This window comes from Arthrobacter pascens (assembly GCF_030816475.1).
Lineage (GTDB): Bacteria > Actinomycetota > Actinomycetes > Actinomycetales > Micrococcaceae > Arthrobacter > Arthrobacter pascens_B.
The window spans coordinates 3,038,952-3,058,372 of record NZ_JAUSXF010000001.1 but is presented as its reverse complement, the minus strand read 5'-3'; the positions used below and the strand labels follow the sequence as shown (position 1 = coordinate 3,058,372).

Annotated in this window: 18 protein-coding genes; 7 read left to right on the top strand and 11 right to left on the bottom strand. The window is 64.9% G+C overall.

Annotated elements, in window-relative coordinates; all coding sequences use genetic code 11:
• Positions 1-47 precede the first annotated feature (47 nt).
• Entirely contained in the window at positions 48-389 is a 342-nt protein-coding gene (locus tag QFZ40_RS13965) for a hypothetical protein (RefSeq protein WP_306905115.1), read from the top strand.
• A complete protein-coding gene (locus QFZ40_RS13960) occupies positions 352-2,658 on the top strand; it encodes a thioredoxin domain-containing protein (protein WP_306905113.1) in 2,307 nt (768 codons plus the stop codon). The genes QFZ40_RS13965 and QFZ40_RS13960 overlap by 38 nt, the downstream gene beginning before the upstream one ends.
• A gap of 27 nt (positions 2,659-2,685) precedes the next feature.
• Here QFZ40_RS13960 and trhA read toward each other — a convergent pair whose 3' ends face one another.
• Positions 2,686-3,327, bottom strand: coding sequence for a PAQR family membrane homeostasis protein TrhA (gene trhA, locus QFZ40_RS13955; RefSeq protein ID WP_306906928.1), 642 nt, complete (start codon positions 3,325-3,327; stop codon positions 2,686-2,688).
• 196 nt (positions 3,328-3,523) lie between these two features.
• Here trhA and QFZ40_RS13950 point away from each other — a divergent pair, with 196 nt between their 5' ends.
• Positions 3,524-4,330 carry an isoprenyl transferase gene (locus QFZ40_RS13950; protein WP_373427435.1) on the top strand — a complete coding sequence of 269 codons (807 nt, stop codon included), beginning with the start codon at positions 3,524-3,526 and terminating at the stop codon, positions 4,328-4,330.
• Positions 4,331-4,597: 267 nt separating this feature from the next.
• A complete protein-coding gene (locus QFZ40_RS13945; protein WP_306905112.1) occupies positions 4,598-6,028 on the top strand; it encodes a PhoH family protein in 1,431 nt (476 codons plus the stop codon).
• Positions 6,029-6,105: 77 nt separating this feature from the next.
• Here the strand turns inward: QFZ40_RS13945 and QFZ40_RS13940 are convergent, their stop codons facing one another.
• Positions 6,106-6,753 (bottom strand): GNAT family N-acetyltransferase, encoded by a 648-nt coding sequence (locus QFZ40_RS13940; RefSeq protein ID WP_306905110.1) that lies wholly within the window; start codon positions 6,751-6,753, stop codon positions 6,106-6,108.
• A gap of 50 nt (positions 6,754-6,803) precedes the next feature.
• Entirely contained in the window at positions 6,804-7,595 is a 792-nt protein-coding gene (locus QFZ40_RS13935) for a hypothetical protein (RefSeq protein WP_306905109.1), read from the bottom strand.
• 59 nt (positions 7,596-7,654) lie between these two features.
• On the opposite strand from QFZ40_RS13935, the gene QFZ40_RS13930 reads away from it, so the two are divergent.
• Together QFZ40_RS13930 and QFZ40_RS13925 are read left to right on the top strand one after the other, a co-directional pair.
• Positions 7,655-8,212 carry a prepilin peptidase gene (locus tag QFZ40_RS13930; protein WP_306905107.1) on the top strand — a complete coding sequence of 186 codons (558 nt, stop codon included), beginning with the start codon at positions 7,655-7,657 and terminating at the stop codon, positions 8,210-8,212.
• Positions 8,213-8,266: 54 nt separating this feature from the next.
• Positions 8,267-8,737, top strand: coding sequence for an NUDIX hydrolase (locus tag QFZ40_RS13925; RefSeq protein WP_306905106.1), 471 nt, complete (start codon positions 8,267-8,269; stop codon positions 8,735-8,737).
• A gap of 9 nt (positions 8,738-8,746) precedes the next feature.
• Here the strand turns inward: QFZ40_RS13925 and QFZ40_RS13920 are convergent, their stop codons facing one another.
• The 5 genes from QFZ40_RS13920 to QFZ40_RS13900 form a co-directional block, all read right to left on the bottom strand.
• Positions 8,747-10,378, bottom strand: coding sequence for an MDR family MFS transporter (locus QFZ40_RS13920; RefSeq protein WP_306905105.1), 1,632 nt, complete (start codon positions 10,376-10,378; stop codon positions 8,747-8,749).
• Positions 10,375-11,034 carry a TetR family transcriptional regulator gene (locus tag QFZ40_RS13915; protein WP_306905104.1) on the bottom strand — a complete coding sequence of 220 codons (660 nt, stop codon included), beginning with the start codon at positions 11,032-11,034 and terminating at the stop codon, positions 10,375-10,377. The genes QFZ40_RS13920 and QFZ40_RS13915 overlap by 4 nt, the downstream gene beginning before the upstream one ends.
• 187 nt (positions 11,035-11,221) lie before the next feature.
• Positions 11,222-12,643 (bottom strand): class II fumarate hydratase, encoded by a 1,422-nt coding sequence (locus QFZ40_RS13910; RefSeq protein WP_306905103.1) that lies wholly within the window; start codon positions 12,641-12,643, stop codon positions 11,222-11,224.
• 76 nt (positions 12,644-12,719) lie between these two features.
• Positions 12,720-13,334 (bottom strand): carbonic anhydrase, encoded by a 615-nt coding sequence (locus QFZ40_RS13905; protein WP_306905102.1) that lies wholly within the window; start codon positions 13,332-13,334, stop codon positions 12,720-12,722.
• Positions 13,335-13,343: 9 nt separating this feature from the next.
• The gene (locus tag QFZ40_RS13900) at positions 13,344-14,024 is read right to left on the bottom strand and encodes a DUF4245 domain-containing protein (protein ID WP_306905101.1); all 681 of its coding nucleotides are present in this window, start codon (positions 14,022-14,024) and stop codon (positions 13,344-13,346) included.
• Between the two features lie 216 nt (positions 14,025-14,240).
• Between QFZ40_RS13900 and glpX the strand changes: the two genes are divergently transcribed.
• Positions 14,241-15,263 (top strand): class II fructose-bisphosphatase, encoded by a 1,023-nt coding sequence (glpX, locus tag QFZ40_RS13895; RefSeq protein ID WP_306906926.1) that lies wholly within the window; start codon positions 14,241-14,243, stop codon positions 15,261-15,263.
• Between the two features lie 200 nt (positions 15,264-15,463).
• On the opposite strand, the gene QFZ40_RS13890 is transcribed toward glpX, so the two are convergent.
• The 3 genes from QFZ40_RS13890 to QFZ40_RS13880 form a co-directional block, all read right to left on the bottom strand.
• A complete protein-coding gene (locus QFZ40_RS13890) occupies positions 15,464-16,423 on the bottom strand; it encodes a lipid II:glycine glycyltransferase FemX (protein ID WP_306905099.1) in 960 nt (319 codons plus the stop codon).
• 3 nt (positions 16,424-16,426) lie between these two features.
• Positions 16,427-17,677 (bottom strand): mannose-6-phosphate isomerase, class I, encoded by a 1,251-nt coding sequence (gene manA / locus QFZ40_RS13885; protein WP_306906925.1) that lies wholly within the window; start codon positions 17,675-17,677, stop codon positions 16,427-16,429.
• A gap of 80 nt (positions 17,678-17,757) precedes the next feature.
• A complete protein-coding gene (locus QFZ40_RS13880; protein ID WP_306905097.1) occupies positions 17,758-19,413 on the bottom strand; it encodes an LCP family protein in 1,656 nt (551 codons plus the stop codon).
• Between the last annotated feature and the right edge of the window lie 8 nt (positions 19,414-19,421).

Below are 19,421 nucleotides of genomic sequence, written 5' to 3'. Positions count from 1 at the left end.
CGGAATCAACGGCCGGCTGCCATCGTTTTCCACAGAAGGTTTGAACCGTGCATCACTTGCTCCTGTCTTTGGCCACCACGCCGTCGCCCCTGCCCACGCCCGCACTGCGTGACGGGATGTCCGAGGATCAGATCACGCCCGGGTTGTGGGGATTCATCATGACCGCCTTCTTTGTTCTCGCCACCACCTTGCTGATTGTCGACATGGTGCGCCGAATCCGGCGGGTCCGTTACCGGGCCCAGGTGGAGGAGGAACGCATGGCGGCTGCGGCGGCAGACACCGAGGCCGAGGACGCAGCCGGCTCCGCCCAGGACTACGGTCAAACCTACGGCCAGGCTGAACCTTCCCGGCATGAATCAAACGGCGATGCGGGACGCACCCAGGCCTGAGACGGCTGCCGCAGGCGGGTCCGGTGACCACGGATCCGAAGGGCAGGACCTCGGGGCGCGGAACCTGTTGGCGCAGGAGCCTTCCGCCTACCTCCGCCAGCACGCCGGGAATCCCGTGCACTGGCGGCCGTTCGGCGATGCCGCATTCGCCGCCGCCTCCGCGCGTGACGTCCCGGTGTTCCTTTCGATCGGCTACGCCGCCTGTCACTGGTGCCACGTCATGGCGCACGAATCATTTGAAGACCAGGACACCGCAGACTACCTGAACGCCCATTTCGTGCCCGTCAAGGTGGACAGGGAAGAACGGCCGGACGTCGATGCCGTGTACATGGCCGCCACCCAGGCCATCAGCGGAGAGGGCGGCTGGCCGATGTCCGTGTTCCTCACCCCGGACGGCCGCGCCTTCCACGCCGGCACGTATTTCCCGCCACGGCCGATGCCCGGCAGGCCATCCTTCCGGCAGGTCCTTGAGGCCGTGACGGAGGCGTGGCAGGAACGCCGTGCAGCCGTCGAGCAGAACGCCCGTGCGCTGGCGCAAAGCATGGGCGAAGCGCAGCTTGCCGCGGCCGTCACGGTGGACGGACCCGCGCCCCTCGTGGATTCGGGCCTCCTGCCGCTGGCCGTGCAGTCCCTGGCGCGTTCAGAAGACCCGACCGACGGCGGGTTCGGCGGTGCCCCCAAATTCCCGCCGTCTGCGGTGCTGGAATTCCTCATCCGGCACGCGGCCGCCGACGGTTCGGATTCGGGCAAGGATTCAGGCACTGCCGGCCTGGCTCGCGATATGGCAGGACGGACGCTGGCGGCGATGGCGCGTTCCGCGCTGTTTGACCAGGCGGATGGCGGTTTTGCCCGGTACTCCGTCACGGCTGACTGGTCTGTTCCGCACTTCGAGAAGATGCTGTACGACAATGCCCAGTTACTGCGTGTCTACGTTCACTGGGTGCGGCTCGGCGGAAATGACGCCTTTCCGGCGGCCGAGGCGGCGGAGGTGGCGGCCCGCACCGCGGAGTGGCTGCTTGGGTCTTTGGGCCTGGCTGGTCCGGACACTAACCGCGGGCCGGACGGCGCGGACGGCCCCGACGCGCTTGCGTCGTCTTTGGACGCCGATTCGGTGGTGGACGGCGAACATCACGAGGGTGCCACTTACTTGTGGACCATCCCGGCGCTCCAGGAGGTTCTGGGCGCGGATGCCGGGGCCGCTGTTGCCGGGATGATGAACGTCGGCCCGGAAGGAACCGTGTCCGGCTATGGCTCGCCACTGCACCCGGCAAGGGCATTGAACAGCGATGAGGCCGAGCTCTGGACCCAGGCTCGTCCGGCGTTGCTGGCGGCTCGCCGGGAGCGCCCGCAGCCGGCCCGGGATGAAAAGATCGTGGCTGGCTGGAACGGGTTGGCCGTCGCGGCGCTCGCTGAAGCAGGGGCGGTTTTGGAACGCGGGGACTTCATCGCCGCAGCCGGCTCCATCGCCGCCTACCTGGAACGGGTCCACTGGCAACCCGCCGGCAGGGCGAATTCCGGTGCAGGTGATGACGCTTTGCCGGTGCTGGTCCGCGTCTCACATGCAGGGACGGCAAGGGGGATAGAGGGCCTCCTGGAGGACTACGCGTTCTGCGCGGAGGGGATGCTCGCCGTCTACGCCGTGACCGGCAGGACCCGATGGTATGAGTTCGGCGAACAGCTCGTTCAGGCGGCATGCCGCCGGTTCGTCATGGCGGGCCGGCTGGCGGACACGTCCGGTGGTTCGGGCCAGGTCCGCTCTGCCCAGGGCGGCGAGTCAGGCCTGGATCCCTTTGACAATGCCACTCCGAGCGGTGCCGCCGCCTTCTCGGGGGTTCTCCTTGGCTACGCGGCCCTCTCCGGCTCGGCAGAACACCGGGCAATGGCCGCCAATATCCTGGCGCTGCTGCCCGCCGTTGCCGGCAGGGCACCCCGTGCGGCGGGCTGGCTGCTGGCCGTCGCCCAGGCTGCCCTGGCGGGACCAGTGGAGGCCGCCGTCGTCGGCCCTGACAGCCCTGAAAGGACTGCCCTGCACCGTGAACTGCTCAACTCGCCCAGCCCCGGGCTGGTGATCGCTGTGGAGGACGACGGCGATACTTCAGTGCCGCCGTCGGACGCGCCCTCAGGGGACAACCGCGTGCCCCTGCTCAGGGGGAGGTCCGCGGGGCCTGGTGGACGCCCGCTGGTGTACTTGTGCAGGAACATGGTGTGTGATCTTCCCGTGGGCACCCTGGCTGATCTCCGGGATCGGCTTGGGGCCATGACCGGCTAAGCCGTCGGGTGCCGGGCGGGCCCATTGTCAGCCGAGAACGGCTATGGAAATCGCGGTGAAATGCGCGCCGAAGGCAAGGACCGTCAGGGCGTGGAACAGTTCGTGGAAACCGAAATGCCGGTAGCTGAAGTTGGGCTTCCTGAGGGCGTAGAAAACGGCGCCGGTAATGTAGAGGACGCCGCCCACGCAGATCAGGATGGCGGCAGGAACACTCGCCGCAAAGAATTCGGGGAGGTAGAACAGCGAACCGCAGCCAAGGGCTATGTAGATGGGCACATAAAGCCAGCGCGGGGCACCTGTCCACAGCAGCCGGAACAGGACTCCCAGAATCGCTCCGGACCAGATGATCCAGAGCAGCAAAACGGCATTGGGCCGCTGGAGCAGCGTCCAGGCCAGGGGCGTGTAGCTGCCCGCGATGACCAGCATGATGTTGGTATGGTCCAGGCGTTTGAGGACCATCTTCACCCCGGGGGACCAGTTGCCCCGGTGGTAGACGGCGCTGATACCGAAAAGCAGTACACCGGTGGCGGCATAAACTGCTGAGGTGATCTTGCGGTCTGCCGTGGGAGCAAGGAGGACCAGGACGATCCCCGCAATGAGTGCCAGTGGGGCCGTCACGGTATGGATCCACCCCCGCCATTTGGGTTTGATCATTAGGAGTTCAGCCAGCCGGACCGCGGCTTCATCAACTGCCCCCTGCCCGGTCTCCGCTTCGCTTCTGGGGCCTTCGGGCGTCTCGCCGGTCATGGATCCAGAATATCCTACGTTCGAGTAAGTTACTGGTCAGTAGTATTGCTGTGCCCTGTGACTTCGTTCCATGGCCGGTTCCGTGACGCAGCCGTACGACTCCGGACGGTAGCCTAGGATGTGCAATGCCGTCGTTCAGCAAGGAAGTCAGGTGAGTGTCCGCGTGGAATTGCCCGGGTTCCTCTACGGCTTCTATGAGCGCCGGCTGCTCAAGGGCCTCGCCGGAGACCGCATCCCCAGGCACATCGGTGTGATGGTGGACGGCAACCGCCGCTGGGCCAAGCAGTTCAATGCGCCCACGAGCCAGGGCCACCAGGCTGGCGCCGACAAGATCCATGAATTCCTCGGCTGGTGCCAGGAGCTCGGCGTCAAGGTGGTCACCCTGTACATGCTGTCCACTGACAACATGAACAGGTCCAGTGAGGAACTCGACCTGCTGATGGGGATTATCGCAAACACCCTGGACCGGCTGGACGACGACGCGAATATTTCCGTCCATGCCATGGGCGCCCCGGAACTGCTGCCCGACTACCTGGCTGAGAGGCTCAACAAGCTCACCGCCCGCACCCCGGTTCGGGAGAAGATCCATGTCAATGTTGCCGTCGGCTACGGTGGACGGCGCGAGATCGTGGACGCCGTCCGGGAGCTGCTCCATGACGCCGTTGCGAAAGAAACGGACATCGGCGTGCTGGCGGACAATCTGTCAGTTGATGACATTTCCCGCTTCCTGTACACCAGGGGCCAGCCGGATCCCGACCTCGTGATCAGGACCTCGGGGGAGCAGCGGCTCTCCGGCTTCCTCATGTGGCAGAGCGCCTACAGCGAGTTCTATTTCTGCGAAGCACTCTGGCCGGCCTTCCGCAAAGTGGATTTCCTCCGGGCGCTGCGGGACTACGCCGGCAGGCAGCGGCGCTTCGGCGCCTGAGCCGTGGCTTCCATAGTCGGTTCACGCCCTCTAAGTCCGTTCACGCCGAATTCACAAGGCCGCAACAGGAATCGCCGGGCGAGGGAATTGGAAATTACCGGCCGTGGATTTACGTTGTAACCATCAGCAGGCAAAACCGCCGGCTGATCGGGGAGGCCAGTACATGGAGCGAAGTTTCGCACCGGTTGTATGGGAGGCCGACTTCGGCCTCCAGGCCGAGCCGCCTCACCAATAACAAATCCGGGTGCGCCCGGGGCTGGAGTCGATGTGGCTATTTCTGAACAACTGCCCGAGGTCGTTGTGGACGAGGGACAGAAAGCTACCTCTCGCGCCACGCGAGCTACCTCAAAGACCGGTCCGGCACCTGAACAAGGCGCGGCCGGTTTTGCTGTCTCTGGACGGGAAGCAACCATACACAGCTTCGTCATTGACACCTCGGTCCTGCTCTCGGATCCGCGGGCGCTCCTGCATTTCGCCGAGCACGACGTTATCGTTCCGATCGTTGTCATCAGCGAGCTGGAGGCAAAACGCCATGATCCGGAGCTGGGATACTTTGCGCGCAAAGCACTCCGGCTCCTCGATGACCTCAGGGTCAAACACGGCGGACTCAACCGGCCCATTCCTATCGGGGACGACGGTGGCACCCTTGTTGTGGAGATGAACCATATTTCCGCGGAAGTGCTCCCGCTGGGGTTCCGGAGCGGGGACAACGACAGCAGGATCCTGGCAGTGGCCAAGAACCTCGCCAACGAAGGCCGCAATGTCACCGTTGTCTCCAAGGACCTGCCGATGCGGGTCAAGGCGTCCGCCATGGGACTCACCGCCGACGAGTACCGCAACGAGCTCGTGAAGGACTCGGGCTGGACAGGGATGGCGGAGGTGGAGGCCAGCGAGGATGAGATCTCCACCCTGTATGGCCACGAGCCCGTATTCATCCCGGCGGCCGCGGAGCTGCCCGTGAACACAGGCCTGGTGCTCCTGTCCAACAGGGGATCAGCCCTGGGCCGGGTTGGATCGGACAAGCAGGTCCGGCTGGTCAAGGGCGACCGTGACGTGTTCGGACTGCATGGACGCTCCGCCGAGCAGCGGCTGGCCATCGACATGCTGATGGATCCCGCCGTCGGAATCGTGTCCATCGGCGGCCGGGCCGGAACCGGCAAGTCCGCCCTGGCGTTGTGTGCGGGACTTGAAGCTGTCCTGGAGCGCCGCGAACACCGGAAAGTGATCGTGTTCCGCCCCCTCTACGCCGTTGGCGGCCAGGAACTCGGCTACCTGCCCGGCTCCGAATCCGAGAAAATGAACCCCTGGGCGCAGGCCGTGTTCGATACCCTCGGTGCCCTGGTGAGCCAGGAAGTCGTTGAAGAGGTGATGGATCGCGGCATGCTCGAAGTCATGCCGCTGACCCACATCCGCGGACGCTCTCTGCACGACGCCTTCGTGATCGTGGACGAAGCCCAGTCCCTGGAGAAGAACGTGCTCCTCACCGTGATGAGCCGTATCGGCCAGAACTCCAAGATCATCCTCACGCACGACGTCGCCCAGCGCGACAACCTGCGCGTCGGACGGCACGACGGGATCGCCGCCGTCGTCGAAACCCTGAAGGGACATCCGCTTTTCGGCCATATCACCCTGACCCGCTCCGAACGCTCACCCATCGCCGCCCTGGTGACGGAACTGCTCGAAGGCGCCGAAGTCTAGATGTACTAACCCGGCAGGTTGGGGTCGGGAGGGCCGTGGTTCCGTTCGTCGGGCCACGGCCCTTCTCCGGCAACGCTCTAGCTGACCCCGAGGAAGCTGGCCGCGGCTTCGTGGCCTTCTACTTTGAGGGTCCAGTCGGGACGCTTGAAAGTTTCAGGAGTGACCCGGATCTTTTGGACGTGCTCGACCCTGTCGCCCCAGGTTGTTCTGGTGACGCCGTTCAGCTCGTAGCCCAGAGAACGGGACACGCCAAGGGATGCGGCGTTCCACGTCGCCGCTTCTGACTCTGCAACCTCAGCTTTGAGCCAGTCAAAGGCATACAGAACGACGGCGGCGCGCATCTCCTTGCCGAATCCCAGGCCTTGGACTGACTGCTTGAGCCAGGAGCCTGTCGAGACGGTCTTCAGGGCGGCGAAGTCCCTGGCTCCCACATCCTGGCACCCGATGAACTCGCCGTCATGCCAGATGCCCAGGAGCAGCGTCCAGGACTCCGGCGTAAACTCGGCCCGGCAGCGCCAGTACCAGCGGGCCATGTTAGGCCCGAGGGCCTCCGCGGGCTGTTCCGTCCAAGGTGTGCTGAAGGGGCTCTTTCCGGGCTCGTGTATGCCGCTCCGGGCTGCTGCCACTGCGGCCCCGATGTGATCATCCGCAACGGGCTTGAGCACCAGCCTGGGGGTGGTCAGGGTGAGGTCGAAGAAGGGCCAGAAGGACGTCAGCGCAGTCATCAGGGCAGCTTAGCCGAGCCGCCGGGCTTCCGCCCTGTCACGGCTGCAGTTCAGGCGGGGATGTCCCAGCTGATGTGCCGGCGGACATCAGTGAGGTTCATGGACTCCGCCACGAAGAGGTCATCAAGCATGTACTCATCCACACCGAGGATTCTCAGCCAGTGCCCGTAGTCCTGAGTCGCCGGTTCAAGTGACTGGCTGGACACGCAGACGCCTGTTCCAAGGTCTATCCGCACCCGGTTGCTGCCCGGCAGGCACAGCGGCGCGCCGGGGTCTGAGGCCTGGTACGCCGCCGTGGGAGTAACGACGGCCTCCAGCGCCGGCCGGCCGTCATGGTCAACCCGGTGCACATCCACGAGCTCCACCGCATTGCTGCCGGGGAACTCAAGCGGGACAGGCGCGTTTCCTGCGAGCTCCACCGGGTCCAAGGCGGCGGAGAAGCGGCCGTTGCCGAACCCGGGCTCCCCGTAGGCGGCCTCGGGACGGCGCCTGACCAGGCCTTCCTCGTAGACGGGCGCCACCAGATGGGGCGGCAGCAGCCACGACTTCCGCGTGGCGCTGACGTAAAAGCCGTCCTTGGAATCATTGATCCCGGTGGTGCTGTGGAGGACAAGTCCGTCCGCGGTCTCCAGGCGCAGGGCGCCCGGCCTCCGCAGCCAGGCGCGGACCAGGGGAGCCGCAGGATCAGGGGCCTGCGCGAACGGCTCATCCCAGTATTCAAAGCGCAGGGACTGCCATTTCCAGGGGGAGGATCTGCAAAGGTTCCGGAACAAGGTGGCCACGTCCGCGGACCCGGCGCTGCTGTCCGGATCGGGCCGGTGCCTGGTGTCCCATGTCGCCATATCCACAGTTTACGCGCGGGCTCTGCGGCGCGGATGCGAAATCCAGTAGCATCCGAGGTGTGATCCGACGACTGGATGAACTGTGGGTTGCCACACCGCTGGCGTTTTGGCTGGTTCTGGCAGCCTGCGCCTATTTTGCCGTGATGGCGGTGCGGCTCACTGTTATCGACGTGCGCCACCACCTCCTGCCCAACCGGATCGTGTTCCCTAGCTATGCCGTGGCGGGAATCCTGCTGCTCGCGGCGGTCATCGTGCACAGTGCTGCGGGGCCCGCGGGGTTCGGGGCGATGCCGGATGGCGCCGCCGAGTTTCTCGGGGTTCCTGCCCTTCGTATCCTCGCCGGAGGCGCCGTCCTGTGGGCCTTCTACTTTGTCCTCCGCCTCCTTTATCCGCCGGGGATGGGCTTTGGCGACGTCAAGCTCGCGGGGGTCCTCGGCATGTATCTCGGCTACCTGGGCTGGGCACATGTCTTTGCCGGTACCTTTGCGGCCTTCCTGCTGGGCGGGCTCTGGTCCCTGGGACTCCTGGCCGCCCGCCGGGGCACCCTGAAATCCTCCATCCCGTTCGGCCCGTTCATGCTTGCCGGAGCTGCCGCAGCCATGCTGCTTCCCGCCTGACGCGCTCGGCTCCTGCTACTCGGCCCCGCCTGACGAGCGCGGTAGGCTGGCAGGATGCCGGCTCCTGACTACATCCTGCGACTCCGTGAAAAAATCGGCAACGACCCGTTGTGGGTTCCTGGTGTCCGAGGGGTGGTCGTTGATGGCCGGGGCCGCGTTCTGCTGGCCCGGCGTGCCGATAATGGCCAGTGGGCCCTCATCTCCGGGATGCTGGAGCCCGGCGAGCACCCGGCGCGGGGGCTGGTGCGTGAGATTTTTGAGGAGACCGCCGTGGTGGCGGAGCCGGAGCAGGTAGTCTCCGTGGGTGCTGTGGGACCGTTCACCTACCCGAACGGCGATGTCTGCGAATTCCTGGACGTCGTTTTCCGCTGCCGCTACATCTCGGGCACGGCAAGGGTCAACGACGACGAATCCCTGGCTGTGGGCTGGTTCGGCCTGGACGAATTGCCAGAGCTGATGCCTGGCCACCTCACAGCCATCCGCCGCGCCCTGGCACCCGGTGAGGCGACGCACTTCGAGCCCTGACAGGCACGGTCAGCGGCCCGGGGAGACCAGTTCCTCCGCCCGAAGCCCTGCCTCGAGGCGTTCGGCCTCCTCCCCGCCGACGGCTTCCCCGCTGGCCACCATTCCGGCGGTGTCCGAAAGGGGGATCTGCTTCAGGGTGATCGCCAGGAGCAGGGCGGCCGCGATGAACGGGACCAGGTACCAGAAGACGGGAGCCAGGGATTCAGCGTAGGCGTTCACGATGGCGTCCCTTAGTTGTTCCGGCAGCTGGCTCAGTGCCTGCGGATCGAGCGTGCTGGTGGCCTGCGAGGCCTGGTCGGCAGAGGCTCCGGCCCCCTTGAAGGCGGTCGAGAGGGATTCGGCAAGGCGGGTGGTGAAGATTGATCCGAAAACCGCCACGCCCATGGAGGCGCCCACTTCACGGAAGTAGTTGTTGGTGCTGGTGGCGGTGCCGATCTGTTCCGGAGGCACCGAGTTCTGGACCACCAGGACGATGACCTGCATGATCAGGCCAAGCCCGGAGCCGAAGATGAACAGCTGGACGCAGATGACCCAGATGGGCGTTTCCGCAGTGAGCGTTGTCATCCACAGCATGGCCGCCATCGTGAGGGCTGCGCCCAGGATGGGGAACATTTTGTACTTGCCGGTCTTGGAGATCCGGATGCCGGAGTAGATGGACATGCCCATCAGGCCAACCATCATGGGCAGCATCAGCAACCCTGACTCGGCCGCCGACGTTCCCGAGGACATCTGGAGGAATGTCGGAACAAACGCGATGGCGGCGAACATGCCCAGGCCGAGGGTGAACCCGATTGCCGTGGCGTTGACGAAGATCCGGTTCCTGAAGAGGCTGAGCGGGATGATGGGGTCCTCGGCGCGGCGTTCCACCAGAACGAATGCGGCTGCGGAAATGAGAAGTCCGGCTCCGAAGGCCCAGGTGAGCGGAGAGTCCCAGCCCTCATCCTTCTTTCCGCCAAAGTCCATGAAGAAGATCAGGCACGCCGTGGCCGCGGACAGCATCACAACGCCCAGGATGTCGATGCGCTTCTGGGCCTTTTTGTTTGGCAGGGTCAGGGTAAACCAGGCAATGGCGAAGGCTGCGATGCCGATGGGGATGTTGATGTAGAAGGCCCATTCCCAGGTCAGGTGGTCGACGAAGAAGCCGCCAAGGAGCGGCCCTGCGACGGCGGAGAGGCCGAAGATGGCGCCGAGCGGGCCCATGTACTTGCCGCGGTCCTTTGCGGGCACGATGTCAGCGATAATGGCCTGCGAGAGGATCATGAGGCCGCCACCGCCCAGACCCTGGATGGCGCGGAAGATGACGAAACCCCAGAAATCCGTGGCGAATGCACACCCGAGGGAAGCGAGCGTGAACAGCGCAATGGCGATGAGGAACAGGTTGCGGCGGCCCAGGATGTCACCGAACTTGCCGTAGATCGGCATCACTATGGTGGTGGCCAGAAGGTACGCGGTGGTGATCCAGGCCTGGTGCTCCACCCCGCCCAGCTTGCCCACGATGGTGGGCATGGCCGTGGACACTATGGTCTGGTCCAGGCTTGAGAGGAGCATGCCCGCAATGAGCGCGGAAAAGATGATCCAGATCCGCCTCTGGGTAAGCAGCAACGGCCGGGCCGTTGCGGTGGGACTGAGCGTGCTAGTCATCGGGTTCCTTCTACGGGTTCTTGGTAAGGCTGGGTGAACAGCTGCCGGGCAGCCGAAATGTTCTCGAGCAGGAGTTCCCGGAAGGGCCTGGTGTTGCCGTCAGAGAAATAGACCATGCTGGTCTTCCTGCTGATGCTGCCCAGCAGGGTCACAGCCATCGTCACCACAGGGTGGTCCGGCGGCACGCCTTCGCGGCGTGCCAGGACCCGGGCAAATTCCGCCTCGCGTTCTTCGGTGGCTCCAATGATCCGGAGGATCAGCTGGGGTTCCTTTTTGATGACGCCAATCAGCTGCCGGGTTTCTTCCTCGGACCCGCTCAGGTGCTCGGACAGCTTCAGTGATAGCTGAATCAGATCCTGGAACAGCCTTTCGGAGATTTGGCCTGAGGGAGACGAGGCCCCGGCGGCAACAAAATCGTCAAAAATGCCGGCCGGAACCTCATCGGCCATGTGCCCCAGAATGGCGTCTTCCTTGGTGGGGAAGTAGTTGAAGAAGGTCCGGCGTGAAATTTCCGCCAGGTCGCAGACTTCCTCCACGGTGTATCCGTTGAACCCGCGCTCTGCGGTTAGGTTCCGGGCGACGGCGGTGATGGCCCCGCGCGTGGCGGCGCGCTTTCGTTCACGCAGTCCACCGTCAATTAGTGCACTATCAGTCATACAGTAAATGTTTGCACTCTTTTCAAATCAGTGCAACTTTGCTGGATGGCGGGTTCTAGCGGCAACTTTCTTAACGACGCGGCCGCCCGCCTTCACTGGGAAGGCGGGCGGCCGGCGGTCTAATCGGGGCCTCCGCCGCCGAGGGTTCCCTGGCTGAGCGGAGCGAAGCTAGGGAGGCGGTGGGGAATTAGGCTTTGTGCGGAGGGCGCGTCATGGACATCACGTCCAGGGCGGTGTCCAGCTGCTCCTCGGTGACCTCACCGCGCTCCAGGAAACCCATGGCAATGACGGTCTCACGGATGGTCAGGCCCTCGGCCACGGCCTTTTTGGCGATCTTCGCGGCGTTCTCGTAGCCGATGTACTTGTTCAGCGGGGTGACGATGGACGGTGAGGCTTCGGCGAGGAAGCGGGCGCGCTCCACGTTGGCGGTGATGCCGTCGATCATCCTGTCCGCCATCACGCGGCTGGTGTTGGCCAGCAGGCGTACCGACTCCAGCAGGTTGGCGGCCATGACCGGGATGCCGACGTTCAATTCGAAGGCGCCGTTGGTGCCTGACCAAGCGATGGCGGTGTCATTGCCGATGACCTGGGCGGCCACCATGATGGAGGCCTCGCAGATGACGGGGTTGACCTTGCCGGGCATGATGGACGAGCCCGGCTGTAGGTCCGGGATGGCGATTTCGCCGAGGCCCGTGTTGGGGCCGGAGCCCATCCAGCGGAGGTCGTTGTTGATCTTCATGAAGGAGATGGCGATGTTGCGGAGCTGGCTGGAGGCCTCAATCAGGCCGTCGCGGTTGGCCTGGGCCTCAAAGTGGTCGCGGGCCTCGGTCAGCGGGAGTCCGGTGTCCGTGGCCAGCAGCTCGATGACCCGCTCCGGGAAGCCGGCAGGGGTGTTGATGCCGGTGCCCACAGCTGTGCCGCCGAGGGGTACCTCAGCAACGCGGGGGAGGGAAGCGTTGATTCGCTCGATACCGTAGCGGACCTGGGCAGCGTAGCCGCCGAACTCCTGGCCCAGGGTCACCGGAGTGGCGTCCATGAGGTGGGTGCGGCCGGACTTGACCACGTCCTTGAACTCCACTGCCTTGCGCTCCAGCGACTCGGCGAGGTAGCCCAGCGCAGGAATGAGGTCGTTGATCAAGGCAGAGGTGGCGGCGACGTGGACCGACGTGGGGAAGACGTCGTTAGAGGACTGGGAGGCGTTGACGTGGTCGTTCGGGTGGACAACCTTGTCGCTTCCCGCCGCCTTGAGGGCACGCGAAGCGAGCTCGGCGATGACCTCGTTGGTGTTCATGTTCGAGGATGTGCCGGAGCCGGTCTGGAAGACATCGATGGGGAAGTCACCGTCGTACTTGCCGGCTGCTACCTCATCGGCTGCGTCTGCGATGGCCTTGGCAAGCTCGCCGTCGAGCACGCCCAGTTCAGCGTTGGCCTGGGCAGCGGCCTTCTTGACCCGGGCAAGCGCCTCAATGTGCGCGCGTTCCAGGGTCTTGCCGGAAATCGGAAAGTTCTCCACTGCCCGCTGCGTCTGCGCGCGGTACAGTGCGTTCACGGGGACGCGGACTTCGCCCATCGTGTCATGTTCAATGCGGAACTCTTCAGTGGAAGTCATGGGGCTAGCTTAGGGCGGTTTGGCGCCCCATTGAAAACCGTGAACCGCATGCTACCGGCACTGTTGGCGCTGCCGCCTAAAGGTCTCCGATGCCGGAAACTACGTTCGCCCGGCCCTCCGCAAGGCTGTAGGAAAGCCCGATCACGGCTGTCCGGCCGTCATCAATTGCGGCGGAAATCACACGGGAGCTGTCCACGAGGCGCTTCGATGTCTGTTTCACGTGTTCCACCACCATGTCGTTGACCTCGTGCCGGTCGTTCCGCATGGATGTCAGGACCGACGGGGTGATGCGCTCCACGAGGTCGCGGATGAAGCCGATGGGCATCTGGCCTGTATCGACGGCTGCCTTGGTGGCACTGACGGCCCCGCAGCTGTCATGCCCCAGCACCGCGATCAGCGGTACCCCCAGCTCGCTGATGCTGTACTCAAGGGAGCCCAGCACGGCGTCGTCGATCACCTGTCCCGCGGTGCGGACGACGAAAGCATCCCCGAGACCCAGGTCGAAGATGATCTCGGCAGCAAGCCGGGAATCCGAGCAGCCGAAGATCACGGCAAAGGGATGCTGGTTTTCCACAAGCGAGGACCGGCGGGAGGCGTCCTGGTTCGGGTGCGAGGATTCGCCGGCAACAAAGCGTTCGTTGCCTTCGCGCATCCGGCGCCAGGCGAGAGCGGGAGTCAGATAGGTAGCCACGCGCCTACCTTACGGTGCGGTGCTGGCCGAGGGGGAAATCGTTACGGCGGGATTGCTGTCCAGTGATTTGACGACGGCGGCTGCAAGCACGGAGAACTCGTCCAGCTGAGCCGGCCCGGTCAGGACAACAGTGGTGCCGCGGTACGCGAGCACCATGCTCTTCTCGCCTTTGCCCGTGTCACGCAACTCCCAGTCCCGGCCGCCGGCACTGCGGCTTCCGGTGACAGGGGCGCTTTTGGTCTGCTGCAGCAGCCAGGTGGGATTTGCCTGGCGTGTCTGCACCAGCGCGATGAAGGACTGCTTGGGCGTCAGGTATCCGGCTTCCCAGGCGGGAACTCCGCTCCCGCTGCCGGACTCCCAGCGCGCATAGTTTGAGGTGAAGGTGTTGCCCGTGTCCGGGGCGACGGGTGTGAATCCTGCCACATCCGTGGCGTTCCGGGCCACCGCAGTGACGTCGATATTCGGCTTGTATCCGTCGCTCTTGGGCGAGGGATTCATCAAAATGATGGGCAGGAAGGCGGCGATGCTGATCACCAGCGCAATGATCATGCCGATCACCGAGGCATTCGCGCGCTTTGCCGCTGCGGCCGGAATCACGGGCTTTACGGGTGCCTGGGCACCGCTCCCGCTGGCGCCGTCCTTACCTGCGGGATCCGAGGGACCGGGCGCGGGGCTACTCTTTTCCTGCATTTCACTCACCCTTCTATAGTCGCCCATGCAGGGCTCCAACTCACATTCGGGATGGCGCGGGGTCAGCAGGGCATGTTGCGCGCCCGCGTCATCCGCCGCCCGACGGCGGGGCCCGGACTATGATCAGTACCAGAGGAATCGCCCCGCCAGCTGAATCCGGCTGAGCGGGTTCAATGATCGCCACTCGAAGAAGAGGTTCACGTGTCACCAGCGTCCATGACCCAGAAGTACTCCACACTCTCCCCGGCTCTGGCAGTCGGGCTCGATGAGCCGGACCGCAACCTTGCACTCGAGCTTGTCCGCGTCACCGAGGCTGCAGCCATTGCCGGCGGCCACTGGGTTGGCTTCGGCGACAAGAACAAGGCGGACGGTGCAGCCGTTGACGCCATGCGCTCCTTCCTTCAGACGGTCCACTTCAACGGCGTTGTGGTCATCGGCGAAGGCGAAAAAGATGAAGCCCCCATGTTGTTCAACGGCGAACACGTTGGTGACGGCACGGGCCCGGAATGCGATGTTGCCGTGGACCCGATCGACGGTACCCGCCTGACTGCCCTCGGCATCAACAACGCCCTTGCCGTCCTGGCCGTGGCCGAGCGCGGCTCCATGTTCGACCCCTCTGCCGTGTTCTACATGGAGAAGCTGGTGACCGGCCCCGAGGCTGCCGACATGGTTGACCTCCGCCTCCCCGTCAAGCAGAACCTGCACCTCATCGCCAAGGCCAAGGGCGTCAAAGTCAACCAGCTCAACGTCATGATTCTTGACCGCGACCGCCACCGCCCGCTCGTGGAGGAAATCCGCGAAGCCGGTGCGCGCACCAAATTCATCATGGACGGCGACGTCGCCGGTGCCATCGCGGCTGCCCGTGCGGGCACCGGTGTTGACGCCCTGATGGGCATCGGCGGCACTCCCGAAGGAATCGTCGCAGCATGCGCCATCAAATCGCTTGGCGGTGTGATCCAGGGCCGCCTTTGGCCCACCAGCGATGAAGAGAAGCAGAAGGCGATCGACGCCGGCCACGACCTCGAGCGCGTGCTGTCCACGAACGACCTCGTCACCAGCGACAACTGCTACTTCGCGGCCACCGGCATCACCGACGGCGACCTCCTCAAGGGCGTGCGCTACTCCAAGGACAAGGTCCTCACCCAGTCGATTGTGATGCGGTCCAAGTCCGGCACCATCCGCTTCGTGGACGGCGAGCACCAGGCCAGCAAGTGGGAAGGCTACGCCCGCAAGCACTAGAAGCTCAGCGGCGCACGGACTCCAGCGGCTCGAACTGGCAGCAGATGACCTCAAATCCCCCCTGATTTGGCGTCGTAAGCTGCCAGTTCGCGTTAACCCTCGAACCTGTCCTGTGGATAACGGATTGGGGAGGCTGCCACGGGGCAGCATGAAGCATGCCCCGGACACCCTCATGACCCCAAACGGGGGTTTTGAGCGTTTTATGGGCCAGTTCGCGCGGGGAGGGAGGGGAGCTTGGTCCGCAGCCTGCGGGCGAGCTGATAGGCCGCATACCGGAGCTTCTTCACCGGCAGGTCCCACGTTCCGGGATACAAGACCTCCCGGCCGCCGAAGGACTTCTTGAACGCGGTGAAGCCTGCCCATTTGTGGTCCGGCTGATCTGAGGGCGCCACACCCCAGAGGTCCACATGTTTGAGGCCGCGGTCCTTGGCGTCAGCCATCAGGGTCACCAGGAGCGGGATCCCTGCACTGAGTTTGCGATGGGAGTCGTCCATGGCCGCATGCGCGTACGTGCGCGTGTCGGCGGAGTCGTAGGCCAGGGCGGCGGCGATGGGGCCGCCGTGCAGCTCAGCGACAAAGAGCGTGGCGGCGCCGGCGGGCATCAGCGAAGCGGCCACCTGGGTCAGGTATTCATCGCTTTGGGGCTTGAATCCGTTGCGTCTGGCGGTCATGTGCAGGAAGTTCAGCAGGATCCGGATGTCATCAGGATCCTGGGACTTCCGGAAAGTGACGCCCTTTTTGTGGATGTTCCGGTACAGGTTCCGGTTCACGGGCTTCATGGCAGCCAGGACGTCCTTGAAGTCACCATCCAGGTCAACGATCCAGCTGAGCTCGGGCTGCTGGTTGACCGGGGCCGGCTGCAGCCTCCGCCGCCGCAGCTCCACGACTGCAGCGGGCATTTCCAGGCCGGCGGACGCAGGTTCGATCCGGACAAACACAGCACCGCAGGTTCTTGCCACCCGTACAAGGGCGGCAAGGGCATCGTCGAAGGCCTCAGGGGACGAGGCCACCGGGCCATAGGGTGAGTAGAGCACCTTGCCGGCGGGGTTCCTCTCCTCCACAGCCAGGAAACTCCACCCCGGTCCAGACTGCTGGTGGACCCTGCGTCCAAGGGACGCCTGGAAATCCGCCCAGGCCTGGGTCTGCAGGAAATATTCCACGCCTCAGCCCTTCATGGACGTGGTGACAGCAAAGGCCACGGCGGGATCCGCGGCACCCGCGACGGGATGGACGTTGACGGGCGCTTCGGAGGCGGGCAGGAAGGCGCTGCCGCCACGGGACAGCTGCAGGTCGCCTTTGGGCGAGTCCAGGTACACGGAGCCTGAAACCACAATCACGACGGCGGCACCCGACTGTGCCAGCGGAACAGGGCCGCCGTCGGGTTCCAGTTGGATCCGCTGCAACTGGAACTCGCGGAAGGGCGGCTGGTAGAGCTCCTGGCCCAGCCCCGAGACTTCCGGGGACAACATGGGCACGCCGACCGGTTGGAACTCGATCGTCCGCAGGAGTTCGGGAACGTCGATGAACTTCGGGGTCAGGCCGCCGCGGAGCACGTTGTCCGACGACGCCATGACCTCCACGCCCAGGCCATGCAGGTACGCGTGCACGTTCCCAGCCGGCAGGTAGACGGCCTGGCCCGGTGCCAGGGAAATCCTGTTGAGCAGCAGCGAAATCAGCACGCCGGGATCGCCCGGGTATTTCTCGTTCAGGCTGACCACAGTGGACAGCTCGGCCTGGTACGGGGCCAGGCGGGCCGCGGAAATCAGGGCCGCCGCCACCAGCGCGGTGGCCTCGGAAACGGCCGGGCCGCCGGTGATGAGCCGTTCAAAGGCCTTCCGCAGCCCGGCACTCCTGTCGGCGTCGGCAAGGTCATCCAGCAGGTCTTGGACGAGCCTGGGCACTTCGGATTCGACCAGGTCAAAACAGCCGGCCAGGTGCAGCAGGATCTTCCGCGTCTCGTCAGGAGCCCTGAAGCCGCACAGCGCCTCGAACGGCGTCAGGGCGAAGATCATTTCCGGCTTGTGGTTGTCATCGCGGTAGTTGCGGTTCGGCGCGTCAGGTGCCAGGCCGGCAGCATTTTCCCGTTCGAACCCGGCCTTCGCCTGCCCGATGCTGGGGTGTACCTGCAGCGACAGGGGCTGTGCCGCGGCCAGGATTTTCGCCAGGAACGGGAGCCGCGGCCCGAATTTGGCAACGGATGCCCCGCCCAGGAAATGCTCCGGGTCTTCCGCAATCAGGGCATGCAGCGGGATTTCCGTCCCGTCACTGCGGCGGGCAACGGAGGGGGAGTCCGGGTGGGCGCCGATCCAGAGTTCGGCTTCCGGCCGGCCCGACTCCGGCCGGCCAAGGAGTCCGGCGATCGCCGTCGTCGAACCCCAGGCGTAATCGCGGAGGACGTTCTCAATCTCGTACACAGCCATGTCCATTTCTTTGGTCTGCAGGTGTATAGGGCTACTGGTCCAACGGGTGGCTCCCATCCAGGGACGCGCAGGGTTTACAGGGCAGCGCACTGACCGTTGGTGGCCACGAGGTCCCGGATTGCCTGTTCGTTGCCTTGGCTCTTGAGCTGGTTCAGCATTGCCTCGGTGATCGGCCGGCCATCCGGCGTGGTGGTCACCGGGGTGAAGTCCGACGACGACGGTGCCGGCGGCGTCTCGCTTCCGGCTGTTGTCGACAGGGAGGCCGGCTGCCGCGGTCCCGACGCCTGGAGGTGGCCGACCGTGACTGAGGGTTCCACGACGGTGTCTTCCGGCGCGCCTGCCGCTTGGGGTGATGACGCGGAGGCAAGCAGCTCGTCCACCCGGTCATGGATGACGTTAAAGTCCGGGGTGGTGGAAAACGCGGCGGGGAAATCCGGCGGCCCGATCGTGAGCCGCTTAACCTCCTGGCCTTTCGCCTTGATGGCCAGGTCTAGGAAGCTTCCCAGCTGGCTGGCGGAAATGTTCGATTCCACAACCTTGGTGCCGGCATTCGCGATGTCCTCGAACTTGGACAGCAGCGTGGCCGGGTCAAGCTGTTTCAGCATGGCCTGCTGGACGCATTGCTGGCGCTGGATGCGGGCATAGTCGTCAACGAATTCGCGGGACCGGCCATACCAGAGGGCGTGGAAGCCATCCAGCTTCTGTTCCCCGGCGGGTATCCAGCCGTCAGGCATGCCATGGATGCCGTTGGCCTCATCCACCATGGGTCCGCTGATGGGCACCCAGCCGCCGGCCTTGATCCTGATGCCGCCCATGGCGTCGATGAGCTTGGCGAAGCCGTCCATGTCCACCAGCACGTAGGCCTGCACGGTGATGCCCAGGGTTCCGGAGACGGCTTCCAGCGTGGCCTGCGCCCCCGGGTCCGCGACACCCGGGTAGAGGTCAGCGTGTTCGTTCGTGACCTCAGTATTGATGGCATTGATGAGGCAGTCGTCGCCGCAGTCATAACCGTCGGGATAAATCTTGCGCATGGGGGAGCCCTCGCTGAACTGGGCGTTCTGGAGGTTCCGCGGGACGGAGATGATGGCGGTTTGTCCGCTCTTGGCATCCACGCTCAGCACCGAGAGGCTGTCCGGCCGGCGCCCGGTACGGTCGGCGCCGGCGTCGCCGCCCATCATGAGGAAGTTGTACCTGCCGTCAACGGGTTGGATGGAGGGGCCGCCCGCGTTGAAGATGCTGCCGATCGCATTCCGGCCCACGTTCAGCAGATAGGCAGCGTAGCCCAGGGATCCGCTGCTCAGGACCAAGGACAGGACCAGGGCAAGGCCGACGGCGGGACGCATCGGCGGTGCCAGCAGCACCGGGCGGATGAGCCGCAGCGTGTTGATGAACAGGACTGCCCAGCCGACGGCGAGGGCCGTGAGCAGCAGGACAATCAGCAGTGAAGCGAAGGGATTGGTGATGATGTTGATGAGGAACGGCCGGTTGACCACCAGCAGCAGCAGCGCCACCAGCAGCAGCGCCCAGGCACACAGGGTGACCCGCAGGGCGATTCGTCCCAGCTTGCGGTCCCCGGCCACAATCTGCGCACTGCCCGGAACCAGGAGGGTCAGCAGCAGCAGGAAGAAGGCGCGCTTCGTCCGGATAGGGGAGGAGGCGCCCGCAGGATACCTGATGGGGTCGGTCATGGCTGTGACGGGGGCGCCCCGCTGCAGTTCGCTTCTGGACATATCGCGGG